Annotated in this window: 21 protein-coding genes and 2 pseudogenes; 10 read left to right on the top strand and 13 right to left on the bottom strand. The window is 33.8% G+C overall.

Annotation, left to right across the window (positions count from 1 at the left end):
• Window positions 1-5: 5 nt before the first annotated feature.
• The 6 genes from ABEB31_RS20935 to ABEB31_RS20910 all read right to left on the bottom strand — a co-directional run bounded on the left by ABEB31_RS20935 (window position 6) and on the right by ABEB31_RS20910 (window position 5,814).
• Window positions 6-461, bottom strand: a complete 456-nt coding sequence (locus ABEB31_RS20935; protein ID WP_347053609.1) for a T9SS type A sorting domain-containing protein — start codon at window positions 459-461, stop codon at window positions 6-8.
• A complete protein-coding gene (locus ABEB31_RS20930; RefSeq protein WP_347053608.1) occupies window positions 458-1,492 on the bottom strand; it encodes a hypothetical protein in 1,035 nt (344 codons plus the stop codon). Before ABEB31_RS20930 ends, ABEB31_RS20935 begins: the two co-directional genes overlap by 4 nt.
• Window positions 1,493-1,520: 28 nt before the next feature.
• Entirely contained in the window at window positions 1,521-2,471 is a 951-nt protein-coding gene (locus ABEB31_RS20925) for a hypothetical protein (protein WP_347053607.1), read from the bottom strand.
• Entirely contained in the window at window positions 2,468-3,568 is a 1,101-nt protein-coding gene (locus ABEB31_RS20920; protein ID WP_347053606.1) for a hypothetical protein, read from the bottom strand. The genes ABEB31_RS20925 and ABEB31_RS20920 overlap by 4 nt, the downstream gene beginning before the upstream one ends.
• On the bottom strand, window positions 3,568-4,626 hold the full coding sequence (locus ABEB31_RS20915) for a hypothetical protein (protein WP_347053605.1): 1,059 nt from the start codon (window positions 4,624-4,626) through the stop codon (window positions 3,568-3,570). Before ABEB31_RS20915 ends, ABEB31_RS20920 begins: the two co-directional genes overlap by 1 nt.
• Window positions 4,627-5,463: 837 nt before the next feature.
• Window positions 5,464-5,814, bottom strand: a complete 351-nt coding sequence (locus ABEB31_RS20910) for an SDR family NAD(P)-dependent oxidoreductase (RefSeq protein WP_347053604.1) — start codon at window positions 5,812-5,814, stop codon at window positions 5,464-5,466.
• Window positions 5,815-6,066: 252 nt separating this feature from the next.
• Between ABEB31_RS20910 and ABEB31_RS20905 the strand changes: the two are divergent.
• The 5 genes and pseudogenes from ABEB31_RS20905 to ABEB31_RS20885 all read left to right on the top strand — a co-directional run.
• Window positions 6,067-6,496 (top strand): annotated as a pseudogene (locus tag ABEB31_RS20905) (YWFCY domain-containing protein); the annotation flags it as partial.
• Between the two features lie 281 nt (window positions 6,497-6,777).
• Complete coding sequence (locus ABEB31_RS20900; RefSeq protein ID WP_347053603.1) at window positions 6,778-7,773, top strand: hypothetical protein; 996 nt, start codon at window positions 6,778-6,780, stop codon at window positions 7,771-7,773.
• A 306-nt stretch (window positions 7,774-8,079) separates the two neighbouring features.
• Window positions 8,080-8,448 (top strand): heavy-metal-associated domain-containing protein, encoded by a 369-nt coding sequence (locus ABEB31_RS20895; RefSeq protein WP_347053602.1) that lies wholly within the window; start codon window positions 8,080-8,082, stop codon window positions 8,446-8,448.
• A 188-nt stretch (window positions 8,449-8,636) separates the two neighbouring features.
• Entirely contained in the window at window positions 8,637-9,227 is a 591-nt protein-coding gene (locus ABEB31_RS20890; protein ID WP_347053601.1) for a TetR/AcrR family transcriptional regulator, read from the top strand.
• Window positions 9,228-9,303: 76 nt separating this feature from the next.
• The gene (locus ABEB31_RS20885) at window positions 9,304-9,741 is read left to right on the top strand and encodes a DUF6010 family protein (RefSeq protein ID WP_347053600.1); all 438 of its coding nucleotides are present in this window, start codon (window positions 9,304-9,306) and stop codon (window positions 9,739-9,741) included.
• A gap of 186 nt (window positions 9,742-9,927) precedes the next feature.
• On the opposite strand, the gene ABEB31_RS20880 is transcribed toward ABEB31_RS20885, so the two are convergent.
• Window positions 9,928-10,155 carry a hypothetical protein gene (locus tag ABEB31_RS20880; RefSeq protein ID WP_347053599.1) on the bottom strand — a complete coding sequence of 76 codons (228 nt, stop codon included), beginning with the start codon at window positions 10,153-10,155 and terminating at the stop codon, window positions 9,928-9,930.
• 54 nt (window positions 10,156-10,209) lie between these two features.
• Here ABEB31_RS20880 and ABEB31_RS20875 point away from each other — a divergent pair, with 54 nt between their 5' ends.
• The 3 genes and pseudogenes from ABEB31_RS20875 (at window position 10,210) to ABEB31_RS20865 (ending at window position 11,148) form a co-directional block, all read left to right on the top strand.
• The gene (locus tag ABEB31_RS20875) at window positions 10,210-10,521 is read left to right on the top strand and encodes a DUF3817 domain-containing protein (RefSeq protein ID WP_347053598.1); all 312 of its coding nucleotides are present in this window, start codon (window positions 10,210-10,212) and stop codon (window positions 10,519-10,521) included.
• A gap of 406 nt (window positions 10,522-10,927) precedes the next feature.
• Window positions 10,928-11,068: pseudogene (locus ABEB31_RS20870) on the top strand (hypothetical protein); the annotation flags it as partial.
• Complete coding sequence (locus ABEB31_RS20865) at window positions 11,062-11,148, top strand: hypothetical protein (protein ID WP_347053635.1); 87 nt, start codon at window positions 11,062-11,064, stop codon at window positions 11,146-11,148. The pseudogene ABEB31_RS20870 and the gene ABEB31_RS20865, both read left to right, overlap by 7 nt.
• A gap of 346 nt (window positions 11,149-11,494) precedes the next feature.
• Here ABEB31_RS20865 and ABEB31_RS20860 read toward each other — a convergent pair whose 3' ends face one another.
• Both ABEB31_RS20860 and ABEB31_RS20855 read right to left on the bottom strand, forming a co-directional pair.
• Entirely contained in the window at window positions 11,495-11,704 is a 210-nt protein-coding gene (locus tag ABEB31_RS20860) for a hypothetical protein (protein ID WP_347053597.1), read from the bottom strand.
• Between the two features lie 3 nt (window positions 11,705-11,707).
• On the bottom strand, window positions 11,708-12,073 hold the full coding sequence (locus ABEB31_RS20855; RefSeq protein WP_347053596.1) for a rhodanese-like domain-containing protein: 366 nt from the start codon (window positions 12,071-12,073) through the stop codon (window positions 11,708-11,710).
• A gap of 697 nt (window positions 12,074-12,770) precedes the next feature.
• Here ABEB31_RS20855 and ABEB31_RS20850 point away from each other — a divergent pair.
• On the top strand, window positions 12,771-13,013 hold the full coding sequence (locus tag ABEB31_RS20850; protein WP_347053595.1) for a tetratricopeptide repeat protein: 243 nt from the start codon (window positions 12,771-12,773) through the stop codon (window positions 13,011-13,013).
• A 149-nt stretch (window positions 13,014-13,162) separates the two neighbouring features.
• Here the strand turns inward: ABEB31_RS20850 and ABEB31_RS20845 are convergent, their stop codons facing one another.
• The 4 genes from ABEB31_RS20845 to ABEB31_RS20830 form a co-directional block, all read right to left on the bottom strand.
• On the bottom strand, window positions 13,163-13,558 hold the full coding sequence (locus tag ABEB31_RS20845) for a hypothetical protein (protein WP_347053594.1): 396 nt from the start codon (window positions 13,556-13,558) through the stop codon (window positions 13,163-13,165).
• A 22-nt stretch (window positions 13,559-13,580) separates the two neighbouring features.
• Complete coding sequence (locus tag ABEB31_RS20840; RefSeq protein WP_347053593.1) at window positions 13,581-15,779, bottom strand: RHS repeat domain-containing protein; 2,199 nt, start codon at window positions 15,777-15,779, stop codon at window positions 13,581-13,583.
• Window positions 15,780-16,407: 628 nt separating this feature from the next.
• Window positions 16,408-16,926 carry a hypothetical protein gene (locus tag ABEB31_RS20835; protein WP_347053592.1) on the bottom strand — a complete coding sequence of 173 codons (519 nt, stop codon included), beginning with the start codon at window positions 16,924-16,926 and terminating at the stop codon, window positions 16,408-16,410.
• Window positions 16,927-16,930: 4 nt separating this feature from the next.
• Window positions 16,931-17,752, bottom strand: a complete 822-nt coding sequence (locus tag ABEB31_RS20830) for an RHS repeat-associated core domain-containing protein (protein ID WP_430408239.1) — start codon at window positions 17,750-17,752, stop codon at window positions 16,931-16,933.
• Between the two features lie 278 nt (window positions 17,753-18,030).
• Here ABEB31_RS20830 and ABEB31_RS20825 point away from each other — a divergent pair, with 278 nt between their 5' ends.
• On the top strand, window positions 18,031-18,537 hold the full coding sequence (locus tag ABEB31_RS20825; protein WP_347053591.1) for a hypothetical protein: 507 nt from the start codon (window positions 18,031-18,033) through the stop codon (window positions 18,535-18,537).
• Window positions 18,538-18,592 lie beyond the last annotated feature (55 nt).

The following is an 18,592-nucleotide window of genomic DNA, read 5'->3' as shown; positions in this document are numbered from 1 at the left end:
TAAATTTATTGCTTGATGATTTTAATGGTTTTCTGGTCTCCGTCTTTATAATTAAGGACTACCAAATAAACCCCTCTGGAATATTCCCCAAAGGAAATAATCTGATTGTCTATGTTTTCTGTTCTGGAGAGACTCTGCAGCACTTGGCCTGATATTCCATAAACTACAATGGAAGAAACCTTATTGTCGTTTATAAGCTCCCATTTTATATAAAGCTGCTCTTTTACCGGATTGGGGTAATAGGAAATGACATCTTCTTTTGAGAATTTAAGCAGATCATCATCAGTAACCGCTTCAATCTCTTTAACTTCTTCTGCAGATTTCCCTGTCGGATTGCAGCCTGAAAGGCATAGACTCCGCACAATCTGGTTTCCAGCAGAATCATAGCTGAAAGTGATTTTCTGCTGGGCATTCGAGAAAGCGCAGAACCCAAATAACAAAAGTGTAATTAGTTTTTTCATTGTTTATTTTCAAGTTTATCTAAACGCTTGTTTTGTTCTGAAATAATCATTTTTAGGTTTTCAGTTCTCTTTTCCTGTTCAATCATATATAGTGTCAGTTCTTCAATTTTCTGCAAAAGCTTGGAATTCATTTCTCCCAAATTGATTCCGTTTTTTAAAACTTCTTCTTCACTTGGAATATTTTCTAAATGCCCTTTCTCTGTGATATGTCTTTCTACTTCTCCAAGTGTAGGAAGAGCATAATCCTTTTTGAAAACAAAATCTGGCCAGCTCCAGTTCATATCCACTTTTACTTCTTGTGAATGTATCGTTCCTTTGACATCTAATTTGTTGGTTGGGTTAGATTTTCCAATCCCTACATTTCCATCTCCAGATATCTCCATCGCGATGGCTCCTGAAAAAATCTGATTCTCTGTCACTGGAGCAGGATTAGAGGTGTAGAAAAGAATCTTTCCTTGATTAGGTCGGCCATTTCCAGGCAACATTATTGCTCCTCCAGACAGAGACGGATGTGTATTTGCAGTTTTTAAATCTTCATTATTAGAAAAATAAAGATTCGATGATATTAGAACACTTCCATGATTATTAGTGCTGAAATTTGCATAGTTTTTAGTACTTGTTTCTATATCCGACTGGCCAAATGCCGCATTGAAACTATTAATCTGCCCCGCAACCTCCAGTTTAGACTTTGGACTTAGCGTACCAATGCCTACATTTCCATTTTCTATTAGCCTTATAAAAGCGCTATTCAGATTTTTGCCAACAACATTTAATTCAGTGAAATCGCCAATTCCTGATGTCCAGCTGGTGTAAAGTATATTTTTACTTGCCCATCCTGTACCTCCTACAGACAATTTAATCCCATGGAACTCTCCGACCGTCAATGGAGACGTTAGCTGATTGGTGCCTATCCCGATATTGCTGAAAATGACATCTCCGCGGTCATCATTTAAAGCGTTACTAGTCAAATCTTGCGAAAAACATAGTGCATTAGAAAATAAAAGGAATAAATAAAGTATTCTTTGTTTCATTTTTTGTTTAATTTTTACGATGATATAATTAATTATTCAATTGATTCTCTAATCCTGAGATCCTTTCTTGCATCGATTTTATAGCTCGATTTTCTTTTTTAAGAGTATCAATTTCGTCACTTTGCTTTTTGTTTATCTTTTGCTGTTCGATCATATATAAAGTCAACTCTTCAATCTTCTGTAAAAGTTTTACATTCATTTCTCCCAGATTAATGCCGTTTTTCAAAACTTCTTCTTCGCTTGGAATGTTTTCCAAATGTCCTTTCTCAGCAATATGCTTTTCAATTTCTTCAAGTGTTGGCAGTTTATGATCCTTTTTGAAAACAAAATCGGACCAGCCAATCATATCTACTTTTACTTCTTGCGCATGCATGGTTCCTTTGACATCAAGTTTGTTCTTTGGATTAAGAATGCCAATACCTACATTTCCATTCCCTAAAATTCTTAGTTTCTCTGTCTGTCCTGTTAAATAGGATTCTTGAGTAAAAAACTGCATCCCATATGTATTGTTTCCTCCACTTTGAGTAATTGTTTTTATTGATGTACCAAATGTGTCTATATTTGCGATATTTATTGAGTGTGCAATCATAATTGTTGACTCATTATCAACATTTGAAGAGTTTCTAACCAAAATACTTCCATTATTGACCTCTAACTTGGCTAAGGGATTCCCCGTCCCAATTCCTAAATTTCCCAATGAAGAAAAAATAAACGTATCTTTAATTGCTGATGTCGTTGAAAAAACAATTGATGCGGCATCGTTAGCTGGATTGTATTCAGATCTTATTCGTGCCATCTCTTGATTATTATACTTTGAAAAAATAATATCGCCAGCATCATCTTGCCTAAAGGAATATGCTTGAAAATTCAAGTCTGTACCATTTCCCAATTTAATTCCCTGCTCAAAGTTTGTTTGCCCAAGAAGTAAAGAATTACTTGTTATCAATAAATAAAAAAATAATTTGTTTAAAATTCTCATAAAAGGTTAGTGATGTTTGCTTCCAATTTTTCTACACGTTCTAATAATGATTTATTCAGATCATCATTGTTTTTCTTTATCAAGGTATTTTCATTTAATAGATAATTAATCTGCTTATCCTTATTGATTAAATACAAAGTCAGTTCCTCTATTTTCTGAAGAAGCTTAGCATTTATCTCTCCCAAATTAATTCCATTCTCTAGAACCTCTTTTTCACTTGGGATATTTTCCAAATGCCCTTTTTCTTTGATGTGTTTCTCAACTTCCTGAAGTGTTGGCAACTTGTATTCTTTTTTGAAAACAAAATCTGGCCAGCTCCAGTCCATATCAACTTTTACTTCTTTAGAATGGATGGTTCCGTTTACGTCTAATTTGTTTTTTGGATTAATAGTGCCAATGCCTATATTACCTTTATTAATAGTCAAATAGGTTTGAGCATCAGTTCCCCATGATTGAATATTATCTAAAGGATCTCTCTCCCACCATGTTTTTGTATCGACATTTGGCGTTTTAAAAGAATTATCTATAGAAATACCATCGTGGAGCCTAGAATTGTACCAATTGTTTAGAGTTCCATCTCTAAAAGTCCATAATCTATTGATAATAGTATTTTCCCCCACGTTTCCACCTCTTTCATTTATTAATTGAAAAGAATTGATTGTATTCCCTAGAGCTAGTGGCTCGTAACTTTTAATTGTTCCATAAACATCCAATTTTGCAGACGGAGAAATTCCAATGCCGACATCCCCATTATGGCTAATATTCATTTTTTCATTTAAAACACTGTTTTCTCTAGTGAAAAATTTTAACCCACCTGAACCACCATTTGCAGAATCTAAATAATATGACGAAATTCTGCCTACTGTATGATATTGATTAGCGACATTAAAATCAATATCTATACGAGTTAAGTCAGCATTAGGGCTATCATTTGCTGACAATATTAGGTGCCCCATTTTAGCATTGTTAAAAACTTCTAGTTTAGCACCTGGCTGATTTGTTCCAATACCTACATTTCCTGAAGACGATTCAAAAATATTCTGAGCATACCCCATATTTATAGCAAAAACAGCAGAGATTAAAAAAATCTTTTTCATTATCTTATTTCTTTTTCAATTTTCTCCATTCTTTTTTTCAAGTCTGTATTTTCCTTTTTCATTTCAATTATATATAAAGTCAATTCTTCAATTTTCTGCAGAAGCTTGGCATTCATTTCTCCCAAATTAATTCCTTTTTTCAATACTTCTTCTTCACTCGGAATGTTTTCTAAATGACCTGTTTCGGCTATATGTTTTTCAACCTCTTCTAATTTAGGTAGAATGTACTCTTCTTTAAAAACAAAATCAGGCCAGCCAAAAATGTCAACCTTCACTTCTTTGGAATGAACTGTTCCATTCACATCTAACTTATTTAATGGAGTGCTTGTCCCAATACCAACATTCCCACCACCACCCTGAATAATCAAATCGCTCCACGCGTTTAATTGTGAATTATGTGCCCCAAACCAGGACTTACCACCATATTCTCCCATCACAATTGCATTTTTATCACCTGTTGCGACAATTCTTCCACGCCAAATATTGTCTGAACTTCCAGTTTCCTTAACGTACAATTTGCTTTGATATCCTTCTTCCCATGTTCCAATACTAATACTTTCATTAGCAGATATCGTAAAGGCAGGAGTAGATTGATTGACAGACCAATTGTAGATTGAAAAGCTTGATTCTGTAATCATATTAGCCCCCGAACTAATTGCCCAGGTATTTCCAGCTGGATTTTTAAGAAATATTTTTGTCGTATTTGCATTTACGCTTCCGCTGCCCAAAGTGAGTGCTCCATTTACGTGTAATCTAGTATCTGGATTAGTTAAACCTATTCCAAAATTTCCAGTTGAAATAAAGGAAGTGCCATTATCTTTAAAATATACAGTATTACCTATTAAAGTTCCACCACTAAAATCTTCTTCATGATTTAATGATAAAACATTCGATGGTGAATGGACAAAAGCTCTTCCTCCTGCTCCTCGACCTGCAAACCTAAAAGTCACTTCAGCCATTCCATTATAAGAAAAAATATTATTTCCATTGGGTGAGTTAATTTGGGAATAGGAACTTATTGTAAGGAAAAGAAAAATTTGAATATATGATTTCTTCATAACAAATTATTTAATTTTTGATTTAATAGACACAGATAAAAATTAACGGCGAAAAACTTTAGCAGTTGGATATTTAACATTGAGCATAATTATCAGCGAAAATAATTTAATATACTTACAATCCTTTACGGTTTTCCGTAAAATTTAGTCTTTTATGGCTTTTATTAAATTTTTCGATTTTCCTTAATAGTAAAATAGACTGACACATTTTAATCTCCATACCACTTCGCCTCACAATCATTTTTCAGTGTGCATCGGACTGTCGAATGAACTCTTGGGATCAATCCTTTATATTACAAACTACTGATCCCTATTGAGGTCCAGAGAAAAATTTGATACCAATGATCTTAAATAGTGGTATCATCATTTTGGAGGCATGTGATTATTCATGTTGTTCTGTTCTTACCCTAATAATTATTGGCAACTTCACCACGGCGAAAGATATTCACTACTTAAAGATCATTATCTTATTAAATGAAATTGATGAATTTACCTCCGAAGAAAATCGTCTTACCATGGCGCGAGACTTATTGTAATAAATAGTCCCCTAGCATCCAAATATAGTTTCGTAACTTAAAATCAGTTTAAATTCCGTACTCGAAATTTAGGTGGATTCTGTTGCATCTGTCGTATAAATTCGAAAGAAATCAACGGTCCCAAATTTATGCAGCCAATTTACAAAACAATTAAACATGCTTGTTCCGGGCTTAAGCATCTGATTCTTTCTCAATATATGTACCACTTCCATTCCACCCAAGGTTCATTTGGCAGATTCAAAACTTTTGAAACCCAAGCTATTTTGTATTCGCCATTTAATAAATCGATGATTCTGCTCAACTATATTGTTAAAATATTTGCACTCGCACGTTGCACTCCTAATACTTCTTCCATTGTTCGTCCTGAAATACCGGCGTGTGAGATGGCGGCGTTATTTACCAACAATGTAAGATATCCAAATTCACCTTTAATTCTTTTTACTGCTACATTAATAGAATCTGAATCTGTAATATCCAGCTGAATTGCTTTTGAAATATCGCCAATTTCTGCAGCAGCAGCTTGTCCTTTTTGAAGATCGCGAGAGCCTATATAAACTATATATCCATTGTTGGATAGCGCTTTAGCTATTTGAAAACCTACACCTGTATTAGCACCTGAAACTACTGCTACTTTATTTCCATTTGTCTGCATAATTTTAATTTATTTAAATTTTATGTTCAAAGATCCGCATTACTTAAACAGGTCATGTAGCCAAATCAAGAACATTTGTAGCCGAATCGAGGAATTATAACTCCACATTTCGATGGTAATATTATTTATATCAATAAGTTAGAATTACATTAATACAGTGACAAATACTGCCAAGCACGGCCATCATCTGCGAAATTTCACAGATTTTGTTTTGAATCATTAAATTCACGCACAAACATTAAAATTAAACTAATGCAGGGAGAAGACGATTTAAGAGGACTTGCCAAGATTATGGCTTTAATGAGAGCACTAAGTATCATTATAATATTGATGCACCTATATTGGTTCTGCTACGGTTTTTCAAGAGAATGGCTGGACATTGGAAATAATCAATAAAATATTAGGAAATTTCCATCGTACCGCCGGACTGTTTTGGCATACGTTATATACCAAAGTATTCGCTTTAATATTGTTAGCATTGAGTTGTTTGGGTACAAAGGGAGTTAAAGACGAAAACATAACCTGGAATAAAATTTATATGCCTTGGGGAATTGGTTTTACTCTTTTCTTTCTTATGTGGCCATTATTTAAACTCTCAGTGAACACGGCTACATTTTTTTAGGTCTTAACCACTGCTTTAGTTTATATCGCTTTAATGGTAGCTGGAGTTTGGATGAGCCGTTAACTACAGAGAATCCGAATAGAGGACAATAAAAAACAATATTCATAGAACTTATATATATTATTGAAATTTATTATTAAAAGAAACATACTAATTAGTATGTTTTTTTATTATCTTTACACCGTCAAATTATGTTCCGGATTAAAGATGGCGGAAGACGAGGAAAAATATAATATAATTTGTAATATTTAAACCATTGTATGCCTGAGGCTTTAGTCTTCTACTATCATGCATCTGTATAATATGCGATAAAATAATATTTGATAGTACTTAAAAAATCTATGAAGAAATCCGTTCTAGTAGCAGTTATCATCATTTTGGTCGGCTGTCTTTATTTTCTGATACGTAATGGAGATTTAATCTCAAAGAATGAAGATACAGTGCTGTTTAATCAAAAACTTTCACATTATGGTTTATTCCAAGGTAAAATTTCCGATTTAAAACCTTGTGACCAAGCAGAAATAATAGAACTGGCATCTCAACTATTTACCGATTATGCGGAAAAGCAGCGAATAATAGTATTGCCTAGAGGGAAAAAGATGAAAGGAAATGGTTCCGGTCTTCCAGATTTTCCTGACGGTACTATAATCGCCAAATCATTTTATTATTCGAAAAGAATTTTGGGTAAATCTACAAGTAGGTATATAGTGGAAACGAGGCTTCTATTAAAAGATAAAGCTATATGGAATGCTGCAACATACAAATGGAATGCTTCGCAAGATGAAGCTTATTTGTCTACCAACGGTGCAATGGTTCCTATTTCGTTTGTGGATGAGAAAGGTAAAAATAGGCAGATAAAATATAGAATCCCATCATCGCAAGATTGCATTTCATGTCACCCCCAAGAAGGACAGTTGATGCCAATCGGCCCAAAACTAAGAAATATTAATCTAGCTGTTAGTCGAGACAAGCAGCTTTTAAATCAAATAGAATACCTCAACCATAAAGGCAAATTAGAAATACTGGATACAAAATCTATAAAGACAATAGCTAACTATAAAGATGAATCTCAGCCATTGTCTAAAAGAGCACGGGCATATCTTGATATTAACTGTGCGCACTGTCATAATCCCGCCGGTTTGGCTTCATATACACAACTTGATTTGCGTTATGAATTACCTTTTAATGAGACAGGAATCAGACTGAAGCAAGGCAATATACCTACACGATTGACAATTTCTGGAGAAATGCACATGCCGAAAATAGGAACTACAATAAATCATGAAGAAGGAATAAATATGATTATGGACTATATCAGAAATCTTACAAAACACTAAAAATAAAGTAACATGGATATGGGATTTTATTTTATTGATTCATATTGTTTGGCGATAGCTATAGCTCCTTCTGTCTGGATTGCAGTAGGTCTTGGGTTAATTATAGATGTTACGAAACATAAAGAAATTAGTAGGTGGACAATGCCTATGTAGTTGTATGTAAGCCTGCGCGGCATTATTATCTACAGTCGTGATGAGACCTTATTAACAATAACCTCTAGTTAAGCGGAAGTATTGTATCTCCCTTATCAGACGAACTTTAATTTACTTTCTAAAAAAATAAACATAACTTTAAATAACTATCACATGAATCTAACAAAATTAATTGCATTATCAGGCCTAGTACTATTAAGCTGTAAAAAAGAAGAAAGCGAAAGACCGACTGTCACCACTTTCGAAAAAAACGTTTCTAAAAAGGACAGGCAAATTGATGTTGAAAATATACAAACTGCAAGTTTTAAAATCGAGGGAATGACCTGTGCGATAGGATGTGCAAAAACGATTGAAAAGGAATTATCTAATCTTGATGGAGTAGAAAAAGCTATAGTTGATTTTGAAAAAAAATCAGCAATAGTTGTGTATGACAGAACAGTACAAAATACTGAAATTTTAACTGTGACAGTGAAGAAAGTTGGAGACGGTAAAACGTATAAAGTTTCTGAAATTAAAATATGATCAGTCAAGGAATAGACAGCATTCAAGTGAGCGCTGTCTTTTTATTTAAAAATTAAATCTGTCGCTGCAATCTAGAGACGCTCTAAAATTACTAGTTTAACACTATGTCAAAAAGATAATTATTTTTTTTGCTGACAAGTACTATTTTTTGTTATTTTACAAAATACTAATTAGTATCTTTTATAAATATGAAAAAGGCAGAAGCTACACGATTGACGATTTTATTAAAGGCCTTTGAATTAATATATGCTAAAGGATATCAGACTACCAGTGTTGATGAGATTATTGCTACCACGCAGGTTACAAAAGGAGCATTCTATTATCATTTTAAAACAAAAGATGAAATGGGACTTGCTATCATCAACGAAATTTTAATACCAAAACTTACAAAAAATTTTATTGAGCCTTTTCAAAATGAATCCAATCCAGTCAACATAATTTATAATCTTATGCATTATCTTTTGATTGAAGATGATTTTTTAAAGGTTGAATATGGTTGTCCTGCTGCTAATTTTACACACGAAATGACTCCCTGGAATGAAGAGTTTAGAATAGCTTTGGATGCATTAACTCAACAATGGACAAAGGCAATGATCGTAATCCTCGACAAAGGAAAAGAAAATGGGCATATTAGAAAAGATGTAAATTCACAGCAAGTGACATTGCTCATCTTGTCAGGATACTGGGGCATACGAAATTTCGGAAGACTTGAAAATAGCAAAAAGATCTATCTACCTTATTTAAAAGAACTTAAAAATTATTTAAATAATTTAAAATAATTTTTTTACCAAAAAACATACTAATTAGTATGTTTTTGTTTTATCTTTGTACTTGAAATTAAAAAAAATTAAAAAAATGAACACACTTACTCATATTGTTCCCGAGTTTACATTTACAACTGCTCTTGCTGCTGTTGCAATCGCCATTATCTTCATATCAACAATGTCATTCGTTAAAGAACCACATAGGCAAAAAATAAATGCTCTTCTAATTGCAGGTGCAGGTGCTGTCTATTGGAGTGGTGGTTTGGGAATTTGGGAATTCATATTTGGTACGATTATGTTAATCGTTGCTTTTAAAGGGTTGAAGAATTACTATTTTATCGGAATTGGATGGCTACTTCACAGTTGTTGGGATATCCTTCATCATTTATATGGCAATCCTATTGTTTACCTTGAACCGTCTTCTTCGGCCGGGTGCGCTGTATGTGATCCAATTTTAGCGCTATGGTTTTTCTTTGGAGCACCTTCCATTTTTGACCTATTCAAAAAACAAAAATCAATAACAGCATAAAATGCAAACTTCTCTATTATTGTTACATTCATTTACCCGCTGGCTGGTATTGATCTTTATTCTTTATTCCATTTATAGAGCGTTCATTGGCTTTATGAAAAATAAGACGTTTACTAAAACCGATGATTCTTTACGACATTGGACGGCAACAGTCGCACACATCCAATTAATAATTGGAATAATACTTTACACAAAAAGCCCAATCGCAAAAGCCTTTTGGTCAAATTCAGATACATCGGTAAAAGATTTTGACATGATTTTTTTTGGAATAATACATATTACATTAATGTTGATATCTATCGTTTTCTTAACCATTGGTTCAGCAATGGCAAAAAGAAAATCAACTGACCGAGAAAAATTCAAAACTATGCTGATTTGGTTTACTGTTGCCTTGATAATCATTTTTATCGCCATTCCCTGGCCCTTTTCACCCTTATCAAACAGACCCTATTTAAGAACATTTTAATTATGACAAAGTATTTTACTACAACAGTCGGGCGTTTGAGGCTCATTGCCTTTTTAGAAGGTATTTCTCTACTTATACTTATTTTTATCGCCGTTCCGCTAAAGCATTATTTTGAAGATCCTTCATTAGTAAAAGCTATGGGACCAATTCACGGAGCACTATTTCTACTCTTTATTATCAATGCTTTAAGTGTAGGTGTAGAAAAAAAATGGAAATTCATAGACACAACTTGGAAAGTCCTTTTAGCATGTATCATTCCTTTTGGAACTTTCTACATAGATCATAAGATACTTCGGAACTTAAATACAGATTAATAACTGTAGGAAAAATATTTTGTAGACCAGCAAAATCAAATAATATTCCAACATATCTTTTATGTAATTTGGATATTAAAAAAAAAAAAAAATGTGAGTAGAAGTTGTCTCCAAACAGAACAATTAAAATAGTTTTGAAGTTTACTTTAGAACTATTTTAAACTCACATGTACAGAAACTATCAAATCAACTGAAATTGCCGTTAAAATGGGATTCACTATTCAGAGATAATCAATAAAGTATTTGTTTTTCCAATAAGATTAAAAGAATAACTTTCGAAATGCTTATTATAATATTGTTACTATATTTTAAAGTATGTCAATGGAAAAATTTTATAATGAAATTCTAGTAAAATAGAAGAAGAGTTATATGAATTAGAAATACTTGATGATTTGGACTCCAGGCACTTGACAGCCATAATCGAATTACTCTTTTAGAGATCATAGAGGACAGGCATAATAACGGCTATATAATCTTGACATCACAAATCCCAGTCCAAGGCTGGTATGACAAAATTGGAGAAAAACCGATGCCGATGCAATATTAGACAGTCTTATACACCAATCTCACAGGCTTGAATTACATGGAGAATCGATGAGAAAGAAAAGAGGAGTAAACAAAGAGTGATATTTTATTATATTTGAATACTAATTAACAGATGAAAAAATATGGTTTTTAATCAAAACGGAGGTGGTCATTTTGCTCCGAATTAGGTGGTCATTTTGAACTGGAATCAGGTGATCACTTTAAAACGGAATGGGGTGATCAATATAACCGGAATTTGCAAAAAACATTTGAAAATATATTTAATATTGATTTAGGGGACTTTTATCATACCTACTTAGAACTCGTAGCAGAAAAACTACCCGAACTAAATTCCTTGATGCACTGCGTATTAGTCTAACGTGAAAAATGGATGGACAAGATGAAAAATAGTTGTCGCTTTTAACAACTATTTTTTACTAATTTTTTATTATGTAAGTTCTTCACAGTGGTAGCCGATGTTTTGAAGTAAATTTATTGTCTTTTCTGCAATTTCTATCTGACTATCAATACGTAAAATTTTGTCACAGTCTTCTAGGTCAAAATTCCAAATAGAATTAGGTAACTGCATGTCAAGTAAAGGTTTAAGCTCCATTGCAGCTAAATCGTCAAATACATTTGTTTTGAATACAAAAATCATATTTTATTTTTTTTGCTCGTTTATAATCTTTTCTAGGTCAGTCCAAGCGCCACCATTATATATGTTTTTAAAACCTAGCTCCTTTAAAAGATCTTCTACTTTTACACTTCTTAGGCCATGAGAACAATTCGTTATATAAGTTTTTTTTGAATAAAGTTCGTTGTATCTCTCCCTTATAGCCCCTAATGGAATGTTGATGGAGCCATTAATGTGACCTGTCGCATACTCACCAGTTGTTCTGACATCTAATATTATTGCACCATTTGCAATTTTTTTATCAAGTCCATCGGCAATCATCACAAACGATAACTGCGGTATCCAACATATACCACTAAAAGTGATATTAGCATAATTACTGCTAATACGCAACTATATATGGGGTGGCTTTGAAAATACAATATTATTCCAAGGATTAATTGTATATAAGCTATAGCAACTGTCCAATGTATAACAGCATCGTCAATTTTAATAGATATAGATTTAAAAAAATATATTTTGTATGCTTTGTAAATTGCTAATATCAGGCTTGCTAATACGAGCCAACGCATAAAGTTGTGATAAAATGTGAATAACTGATACATCTGCTTCTGTAAATATTATGCAAATATACTCAAAAACATACTACATAGTATGTTTTATAGAATAAAATTTGGTCGCCGTTATATCCTCACATAATTATTTTTTGCTACGACTTCTGGATTCGAGGTACAAATAAGGTACAAATTTTAGCAAAAAAGTACCAAATATTGCAAAAAACAATTCAATAAAAAAAGATCTACAATGTTAATTACCAACATTTTAGCTCTTTTCGTTATTTTTGTATTGCGTTATTTTGTGCCTGTTACTTTCCTGCAAAAAAAAACAAATAAGCATGCTATTTCAATATTATAAGTAAGTAGTATGTAATTTGAACTAGGAATCAATATAAAATCATATTTTTTTTAAGTCGTCGACAAAATGGTTCGAGAATTGTCTCGTTAGGGTTAGAATAAAATAGAATTTTATAATTAAAAAAAGTTACAAATTACTATTCTAAGTTTTGTGGCAAAATCATGGCACACTTTACTTGGAAGAACTAGAAGTTCAAGCTGGAGTTGAAGCGAAAAAAAATAACTTAGACAAAGCAATCGTATTTTTAAAAAAAGCAATAGCAATTGAAGACCAGTTAAATTATAACGATCCTCCTGATTGGTTTTTCTCCGTGAGACATTATTTAGGTGTTGTTTTGCTTAAAGCAGGAAAATATGCCGAAGCAGAAAAATCTACAGACAAGATTTACAAACACTCCCAAAAAACGGTTTCGCCTTAATCGGACTTTATAATGCTTTAACCTTACAGAAAAAAGAAAAAGAGGCTTTAAAAATTAAAACCTCTTTTGATAATTCTTGGCAATATGCCGATGTGAAAATTGTGGGGTATTCTAATATTTTATAGTGAAAAATTAGATGTATTTCGATTTTACAAATTTAATTTATTAAAAAAAGCAGCTAAAATTACAATCAAAATCAAAGGTGAAATTATAAAGAAAATCACCAAAATACCATTTCTAATTTTCAATGTTTTAGATTCATTAATCCATCTTTCTCTAAAAACAAAATACATATTATTATATCTTTTTTTATTGTAAAGAAAAATTAGAAACATTATTGTTAAAACAATAGCTTTTTCCCATACAGGAGTATTATCTCTATCAGGAACCTCAAAAAAACTAAACAAAACAGCAAAAAATAAAAACAAAATGTATAAACTCATTATTAAAGTTAAAGTCAGGAGAGCTGTGATCGATTGTGATCCATCTCTTTTGAAATATTTTTTTGCTATTCGATAGTATGTGTAATCAAATATCTTATTCATTATTCTCATTATTCTTATATGTTTATCTTCCCACCTTTTCGTTAACATAATTACCAACACTATCAGTTATAGTTGTTCCTGTTATCAATCCAACACCTATATCAGCAGCAGCATAAGTTAGAGAGACTGGTGCTGATGCAAATAGCAGTGCTCCCCCTATTACAACTTTTGCTCCTGTTCCCCATGTCAGTCCGCTCTTGCTTGTGAAATCCTCATATACTGTTAATCCCATTCTTGCAACTCCAAGAGCTTTTCCTGCACCTGCAGTTAATTTAAGAGTTTTCGAAGCATGTCGCAGATTTGATACATTAGCACCCTTAGCACTATATTGGATTAAAAGTTCACTTTTGTTTAAAACCATTCCTTCGTAGCCTATTATCGCCGATCCAGATTTAAAATCACTTTTATTCTGCTGAGCTTTGGATCTGTTTTGTGAATTTTTACTTGGCGGATCGATCCTGTCTCCCCACATTTGATGAGCAGCATGATTTAATCCACTAACAACTAAACCCGATACAGCTCCCTGCCAAAAATTGCCTCCCGTCATGGCTGCTCCTGCACCTCCAGAGACAGTTCCGAAGGCAATCATTCCAATCGCATTATTTGCTCCCATTGCACCGCTTAATCCCTGATGAGAAAAAGTCTGTGTTACAAATTGCCCCTCAGTAAGATTCGCATTTGACTGGAAACTTGTTTCTGTCGTCGCGCCTCCACTCCAAACGCTGGAAGCAATACTACTTAAGGCTCCTGCTGCAAACCCACTCCAGAAATTGCCACCAGAAATTGCCGTCATTCCTCCCTGGAAAGTTCCATGCGCAGCAGCACTGAATGCTGCCTGAGAGTAAAAATTAGTAAAAAGGCTTCCAGCCGCACTTCCTATTCCAAAAGTCACTGCAGAACTCGCCGCACTAATAAATGTTGCCTTAACCAATCCTCCAACAGTGAATGGAACATCAGCAACCAAGGCGGTAATAGTATATGTCAGAGCTGCTATGGCAGCTCCAATACCAATAACTACACCAATGCCAATTTCTGCAACCTCCCCGCTAGGGTCGGTATACTTCAGCGGATTATTCAGAACGTAGGCATACTTGTTGTAATTCTGCGTATTGTAAGGCTCCTGCACGTAATTATCCGGCTGCAGGAATCGGTGCAGCTTCGGGTCGTACAGACGCCCGTTCATGTGGATGATCCCTACGCTCTGCAGATGCTCGTGCCCTGTATAGCCTCGGTCTAAAACCGTCAATCCTGCAAGAATATTTCCTGCCCCGTCCTGAACTTTTACAATGCTTCCCCAGGCATCAAATAAGCGCTTCTCTACAACAGCTCCGTTCTGGTCGCTTATGGCGAAAATGGTTCCCTGATAGTCTCTGTGCAAATATAGGTAATTCTGAGCAGTTCCGTTGCTTTTCAGCACGACTGGAGCGCTGTAGCCATCACCGCCTATGTAAGTCACAAATTCGATTTCTCCAGTAACGGTATTGTGCTTAACCTCCATAGTGCCGTCAGCCGAATAGTGCTTGCGGTAAGTCCTCTGCAGCTTGTCATCAGTCAGGCTTCCGTAAAACATCGAGCTTCTGTCATTTCCGTCATTATAGGTGAAGCTTATTTTGTCCACTCCAGCCTCTTCAATCTGCACTGGGCTTTTGAATACATTGTAGCTTATTGTCAGATTTGGTTTAGCCGTATAGTAGCTTAGCGCTTCCGTGGTCGGTACTATGGCTTTGTTCTGATAGGTTTTGGATCCGTCATATTCGTAAGTCCCCACGCTGTTCTGGGTGATTCTTCCCTTATCGTCATAAACCTGCGCTTCTTGGATGCCCGCTCCGTTGGTGTATTCCGTCAGACGGTCCAGTCCGTCGTATTTGAATGTTTCGTTTCTGCCGAACAGGCTGTTGTTGCGGCTGTTCAGATTGCCCCTCTTAATCTCAAAATCAGTATTGAGGGTCATTATATCCACTACAGACGGACTTGTCTTATCATGCCTCATCTGCCTCACATAGCCGTACTGGTCATAGCTGTTCGTAACGGCAATGCCGTTTCCGAATGTCCCTCCTGTAAGCTGCGCCCTTTCATTTAAGGAATTGGTCTGCCATAAAACCTGCTGGGTGGCATCGTCTACAATCTGCCATGGAAAACCGTTCTGGTAGATGTTTTTTACCGTTTTTGAACTAGTTTTTCCTGATGCTGTCGCTGTTATTTTTCTTTCTCTACCCTTCAACGGAACTCAGACTGTTCTTTACAACAGAGCCTTTCACTAACAGAAGCGGTCACCACAACCATTTCGTTATCGCTTTGGTGCTTATTATAAATTTCTTTAAATCTTCATATTTCATTTTGGTGGCTTGTTAGTATCTTGTTATTGGTTAGATACAAGAACTCCATACAAGGGAGTTAGTCAAGTATCTTGTTTATAAATACAAACGAATCTGAAAAAGTGTAGCTTATTGGCACTTTTTTTCAAAAATATTTTTTTACTGGGTAAATAACTGTTCCAAAATGAGACACTGTTTTGGGAGATTTGAAAAACTGTAAGTTTTCGCTTGAAGCACGGATGGTATCGGTTGGAACAGGTACACAATTTTATAGTACGGGAGATAACCTGAATCTTAAAATCTTGGCATTTGGTATCAAAACAGACGATACAGGGAGGGCGGTGGCCGTGAACAGTTACTTATCGTTTTGTTAAGGTTTCCTAGCAAAAGCAGGCTAATCTGAGTTCTATACTAACAGTTTGGTACCCTTTAAAGTGCCACAAAAGCAAAAGCCACTCCGTTATGGAATGGCTTGATAGTTTTGATTCTCTTCAGGAACGGGATATTTCTTTATCAACACATCTGATACATTAATTAAATTTTATTTCTATTACTTATAACAAAAACTTTTTTAGTAGCTCTAAATTCATTTGTTATAATTCTAGTTCTTTTCTCTTTCCTATTGTTTATGATTTCTATCGTATCAATCCATACTTCGTCTTTAATTATACCATCAATATAATTAATTCCTAATTTATCAAATTTTGTAAATAATGGAATAAATCTATTAGATTTTGTAAACATTGTATCTGTTGTTAGTTTTTTTAACTTTTCATCATCGTGAACTATTAATTTAGTTGTCACAAAACTATATTCTATCATTCTACTTTTTTTTCCTACAATTTCATTCAAAACTGTTGTTATAGTATCAAGGTCACTTTTATAATAAATCTTTCCTTCATAATATTTATTTATATCAACAGTATCTGGAAAATTAATATTAAATGTTGCATGTACATACTTTTTAGAACTTAAGTCTTTTTTAGTTTCATTTTTACAAGAAAACATAAAAAAACTAATTGTTAATATTAAGATTGGAGTTAATCTATTCATTTTATTAGTGAGTTTGTTTGTAAATAATTGTCTTCATTTCTGCTTCTTGTTTCTTTATCTTATAATTCTGTTTATTTAAAGAATTTATTCTTGCCGAGTCAGAAGGAACGACAGATGTATCTCTAGGTTTTCCTACATGGACTTGTGAATCATTTCCTCTTAGCGGGTCAGTTGTAGAATAATTCTGAATCTGCATATCTATCATTTGTGGATTAGTTGGACTTGTACTTTCGGTAGCTGGTTGATTATTGGAACCTCCATATTGTAATTTTAATCCTAAACCTATTGTTGTAGGGTTGGACATTAAGAAACTATTAAATAAATTACCTAGTACGTCTCCTAAATTAAGTAAATCACTTAAAACTCCACCACCAGTTGTATCTGCATCTATTGAACCAGAACCTCTGTCACTTCCTAAATCTCCGCTTCCTGCAACAGGGTCGCCTCCAGCACCGAATACTCTAATACCATCACTAGAAGCGTCATAATTATCTGATGCCGATATAGTACCATCAGAGTTATAATTTAGGTCATAAGTACCTGCATCATTAGAGACTTTTTCTGTAGCAGTTGCCCCAACATAGGTTTCTCCTTCCTTTAACTGAGTATAAGCATTTTCGCTTGTAAGGTTTGCATCAAAAACCATATTCCCATTACCATCTTTTTTCCAGTCATCAGGAGCCATTCCATCTGGGTCAATAAAATAAACAGGATTATTAAAAGCATAATTGTACGGACTAAATCTTCTCATCTGTTCTGCTAACGGGTCAATATTCATCCAGCGACCAAGTGCGGGGTCATAATTACGATTACCAAAGTCGTACATGTTAAGCCCCAGCTCGTCTTGGAGCTCTTTTCCGTTGTACTTATACTTATAAGGATTTACAAAATTTCCTTATACTAGTTTAGCAAAACAATCTTCATGTATATTTTGATTCAAAGAACTTTATTTTACGAAAATATAAGTATTCTAATTGAAAACCTAATATTTCATAAAAGAGGTTCTATAAAAAAATCCACCCGTTTTTGGGTGGATTATTATTTTAGATTATAAATGGTTGTTGTAGAGTTTTTGACTAATATTGTAAGGCTAAATATTATGAAATGAATCCTATCGATATCTCAAAACATACTAAAAATACATTAGAATTTATTTTCAATGAAGCTGATAAAATGGCTACTGAAATTTTAAAATCACTTGCAGAAAATACTAGTAAGTCTTTTATTTTAGTGGCAATTTATTCATCAATTTTATCGTATTCATTTTTTCAGATTGTTGATAAAAGCTATCTGTATTTAATTTTATTAGTTGGGTGCTCGATAAGCACAGTTATTCTGGGTAAAAATCTTTTCCCTAACAAAATAGTGATTAAAGGTTCACTACCCGAAATTATGATTGATGAGTATTTTAACTCATTTTCAGGCGAAGAATTGGAAAAAGAATATCTAGCGACTCAAATTGAAAACTATAATTTAGCTATAAATCAAAATAGAAAAACAATAGAAAAAATGGTCAGTAGATTTAAAAACTCAATTTATTCAATGTTGGTTTTTATGCTAATTTTTCTTGTTTGGTTTCTTCTCAGCTCTACAGAAAGTTTTCAATGTTGAGGTGGTATTTGGACGTAACACAGGTTTGGCTTCCGTTTTCACAATTTTACTACTT

This window comes from Flavobacterium olei, from assembly GCF_039749035.1.
GTDB lineage: Bacteria > Bacteroidota > Bacteroidia > Flavobacteriales > Flavobacteriaceae > Flavobacterium > Flavobacterium olei.
This window is presented reverse-complemented; position numbering and strand designations above follow the sequence as displayed.

Bases quoted from the DNA above. Each gene is read 5' to 3' on its own strand.
- ABEB31_RS20925 (WP_347053607.1), bottom strand. From the start codon at position 2,471: ATGAGAATTTTAAACAAATTATTTTTTTATTTATTGATAACAAGTAAT.
- ABEB31_RS20895 (WP_347053602.1), top strand. From the start codon at position 8,080: ATGAATCTAACAAAATTAATTGCATTATCAGGCCTAGTACTATTAAGC.
- ABEB31_RS20880 (WP_347053599.1), bottom strand. From the start codon at position 10,155: ATGGCGATAAAAATGATTATCAAGGCAACAGTAAACCAAATCAGCATA.
- ABEB31_RS20835 (WP_347053592.1), bottom strand. From the start codon at position 16,926: ATGAATAGATTAACTCCAATCTTAATATTAACAATTAGTTTTTTTATG.
- ABEB31_RS20860 (WP_347053597.1), bottom strand. From the start codon at position 11,704: ATGATTTTTGTATTCAAAACAAATGTATTTGACGATTTAGCTGCAATG.
- ABEB31_RS20915 (WP_347053605.1), bottom strand. From the start codon at position 4,626: ATGAAGAAATCATATATTCAAATTTTTCTTTTCCTTACAATAAGTTCC.
- ABEB31_RS20900 (WP_347053603.1), top strand. From the start codon at position 6,778: ATGAAGAAATCCGTTCTAGTAGCAGTTATCATCATTTTGGTCGGCTGT.
- ABEB31_RS20875 (WP_347053598.1), top strand. From the start codon at position 10,210: ATGACAAAGTATTTTACTACAACAGTCGGGCGTTTGAGGCTCATTGCC.
- ABEB31_RS20885 (WP_347053600.1), top strand. From the start codon at position 9,304: ATGAACACACTTACTCATATTGTTCCCGAGTTTACATTTACAACTGCT.
- ABEB31_RS20825 (WP_347053591.1), top strand. From the start codon at position 18,031: ATGAATCCTATCGATATCTCAAAACATACTAAAAATACATTAGAATTT.
- ABEB31_RS20930 (WP_347053608.1), bottom strand. From the start codon at position 1,492: ATGAAACAAAGAATACTTTATTTATTCCTTTTATTTTCTAATGCACTA.
- ABEB31_RS20830 (WP_430408239.1), bottom strand. From the start codon at position 17,752: ATGTACGACTTTGGTAATCGTAATTATGACCCCGCACTTGGTCGCTGG.
- ABEB31_RS20935 (WP_347053609.1), bottom strand. From the start codon at position 461: ATGAAAAAACTAATTACACTTTTGTTATTTGGGTTCTGCGCTTTCTCG.
- ABEB31_RS20890 (WP_347053601.1), top strand. From the start codon at position 8,637: ATGAAAAAGGCAGAAGCTACACGATTGACGATTTTATTAAAGGCCTTT.
- ABEB31_RS20845 (WP_347053594.1), bottom strand. From the start codon at position 13,558: ATGAATAAGATATTTGATTACACATACTATCGAATAGCAAAAAAATAT.
- ABEB31_RS20920 (WP_347053606.1), bottom strand. From the start codon at position 3,568: ATGAAAAAGATTTTTTTAATCTCTGCTGTTTTTGCTATAAATATGGGG.
- ABEB31_RS20910 (WP_347053604.1), bottom strand. From the start codon at position 5,814: ATGCAGACAAATGGAAATAAAGTAGCAGTAGTTTCAGGTGCTAATACA.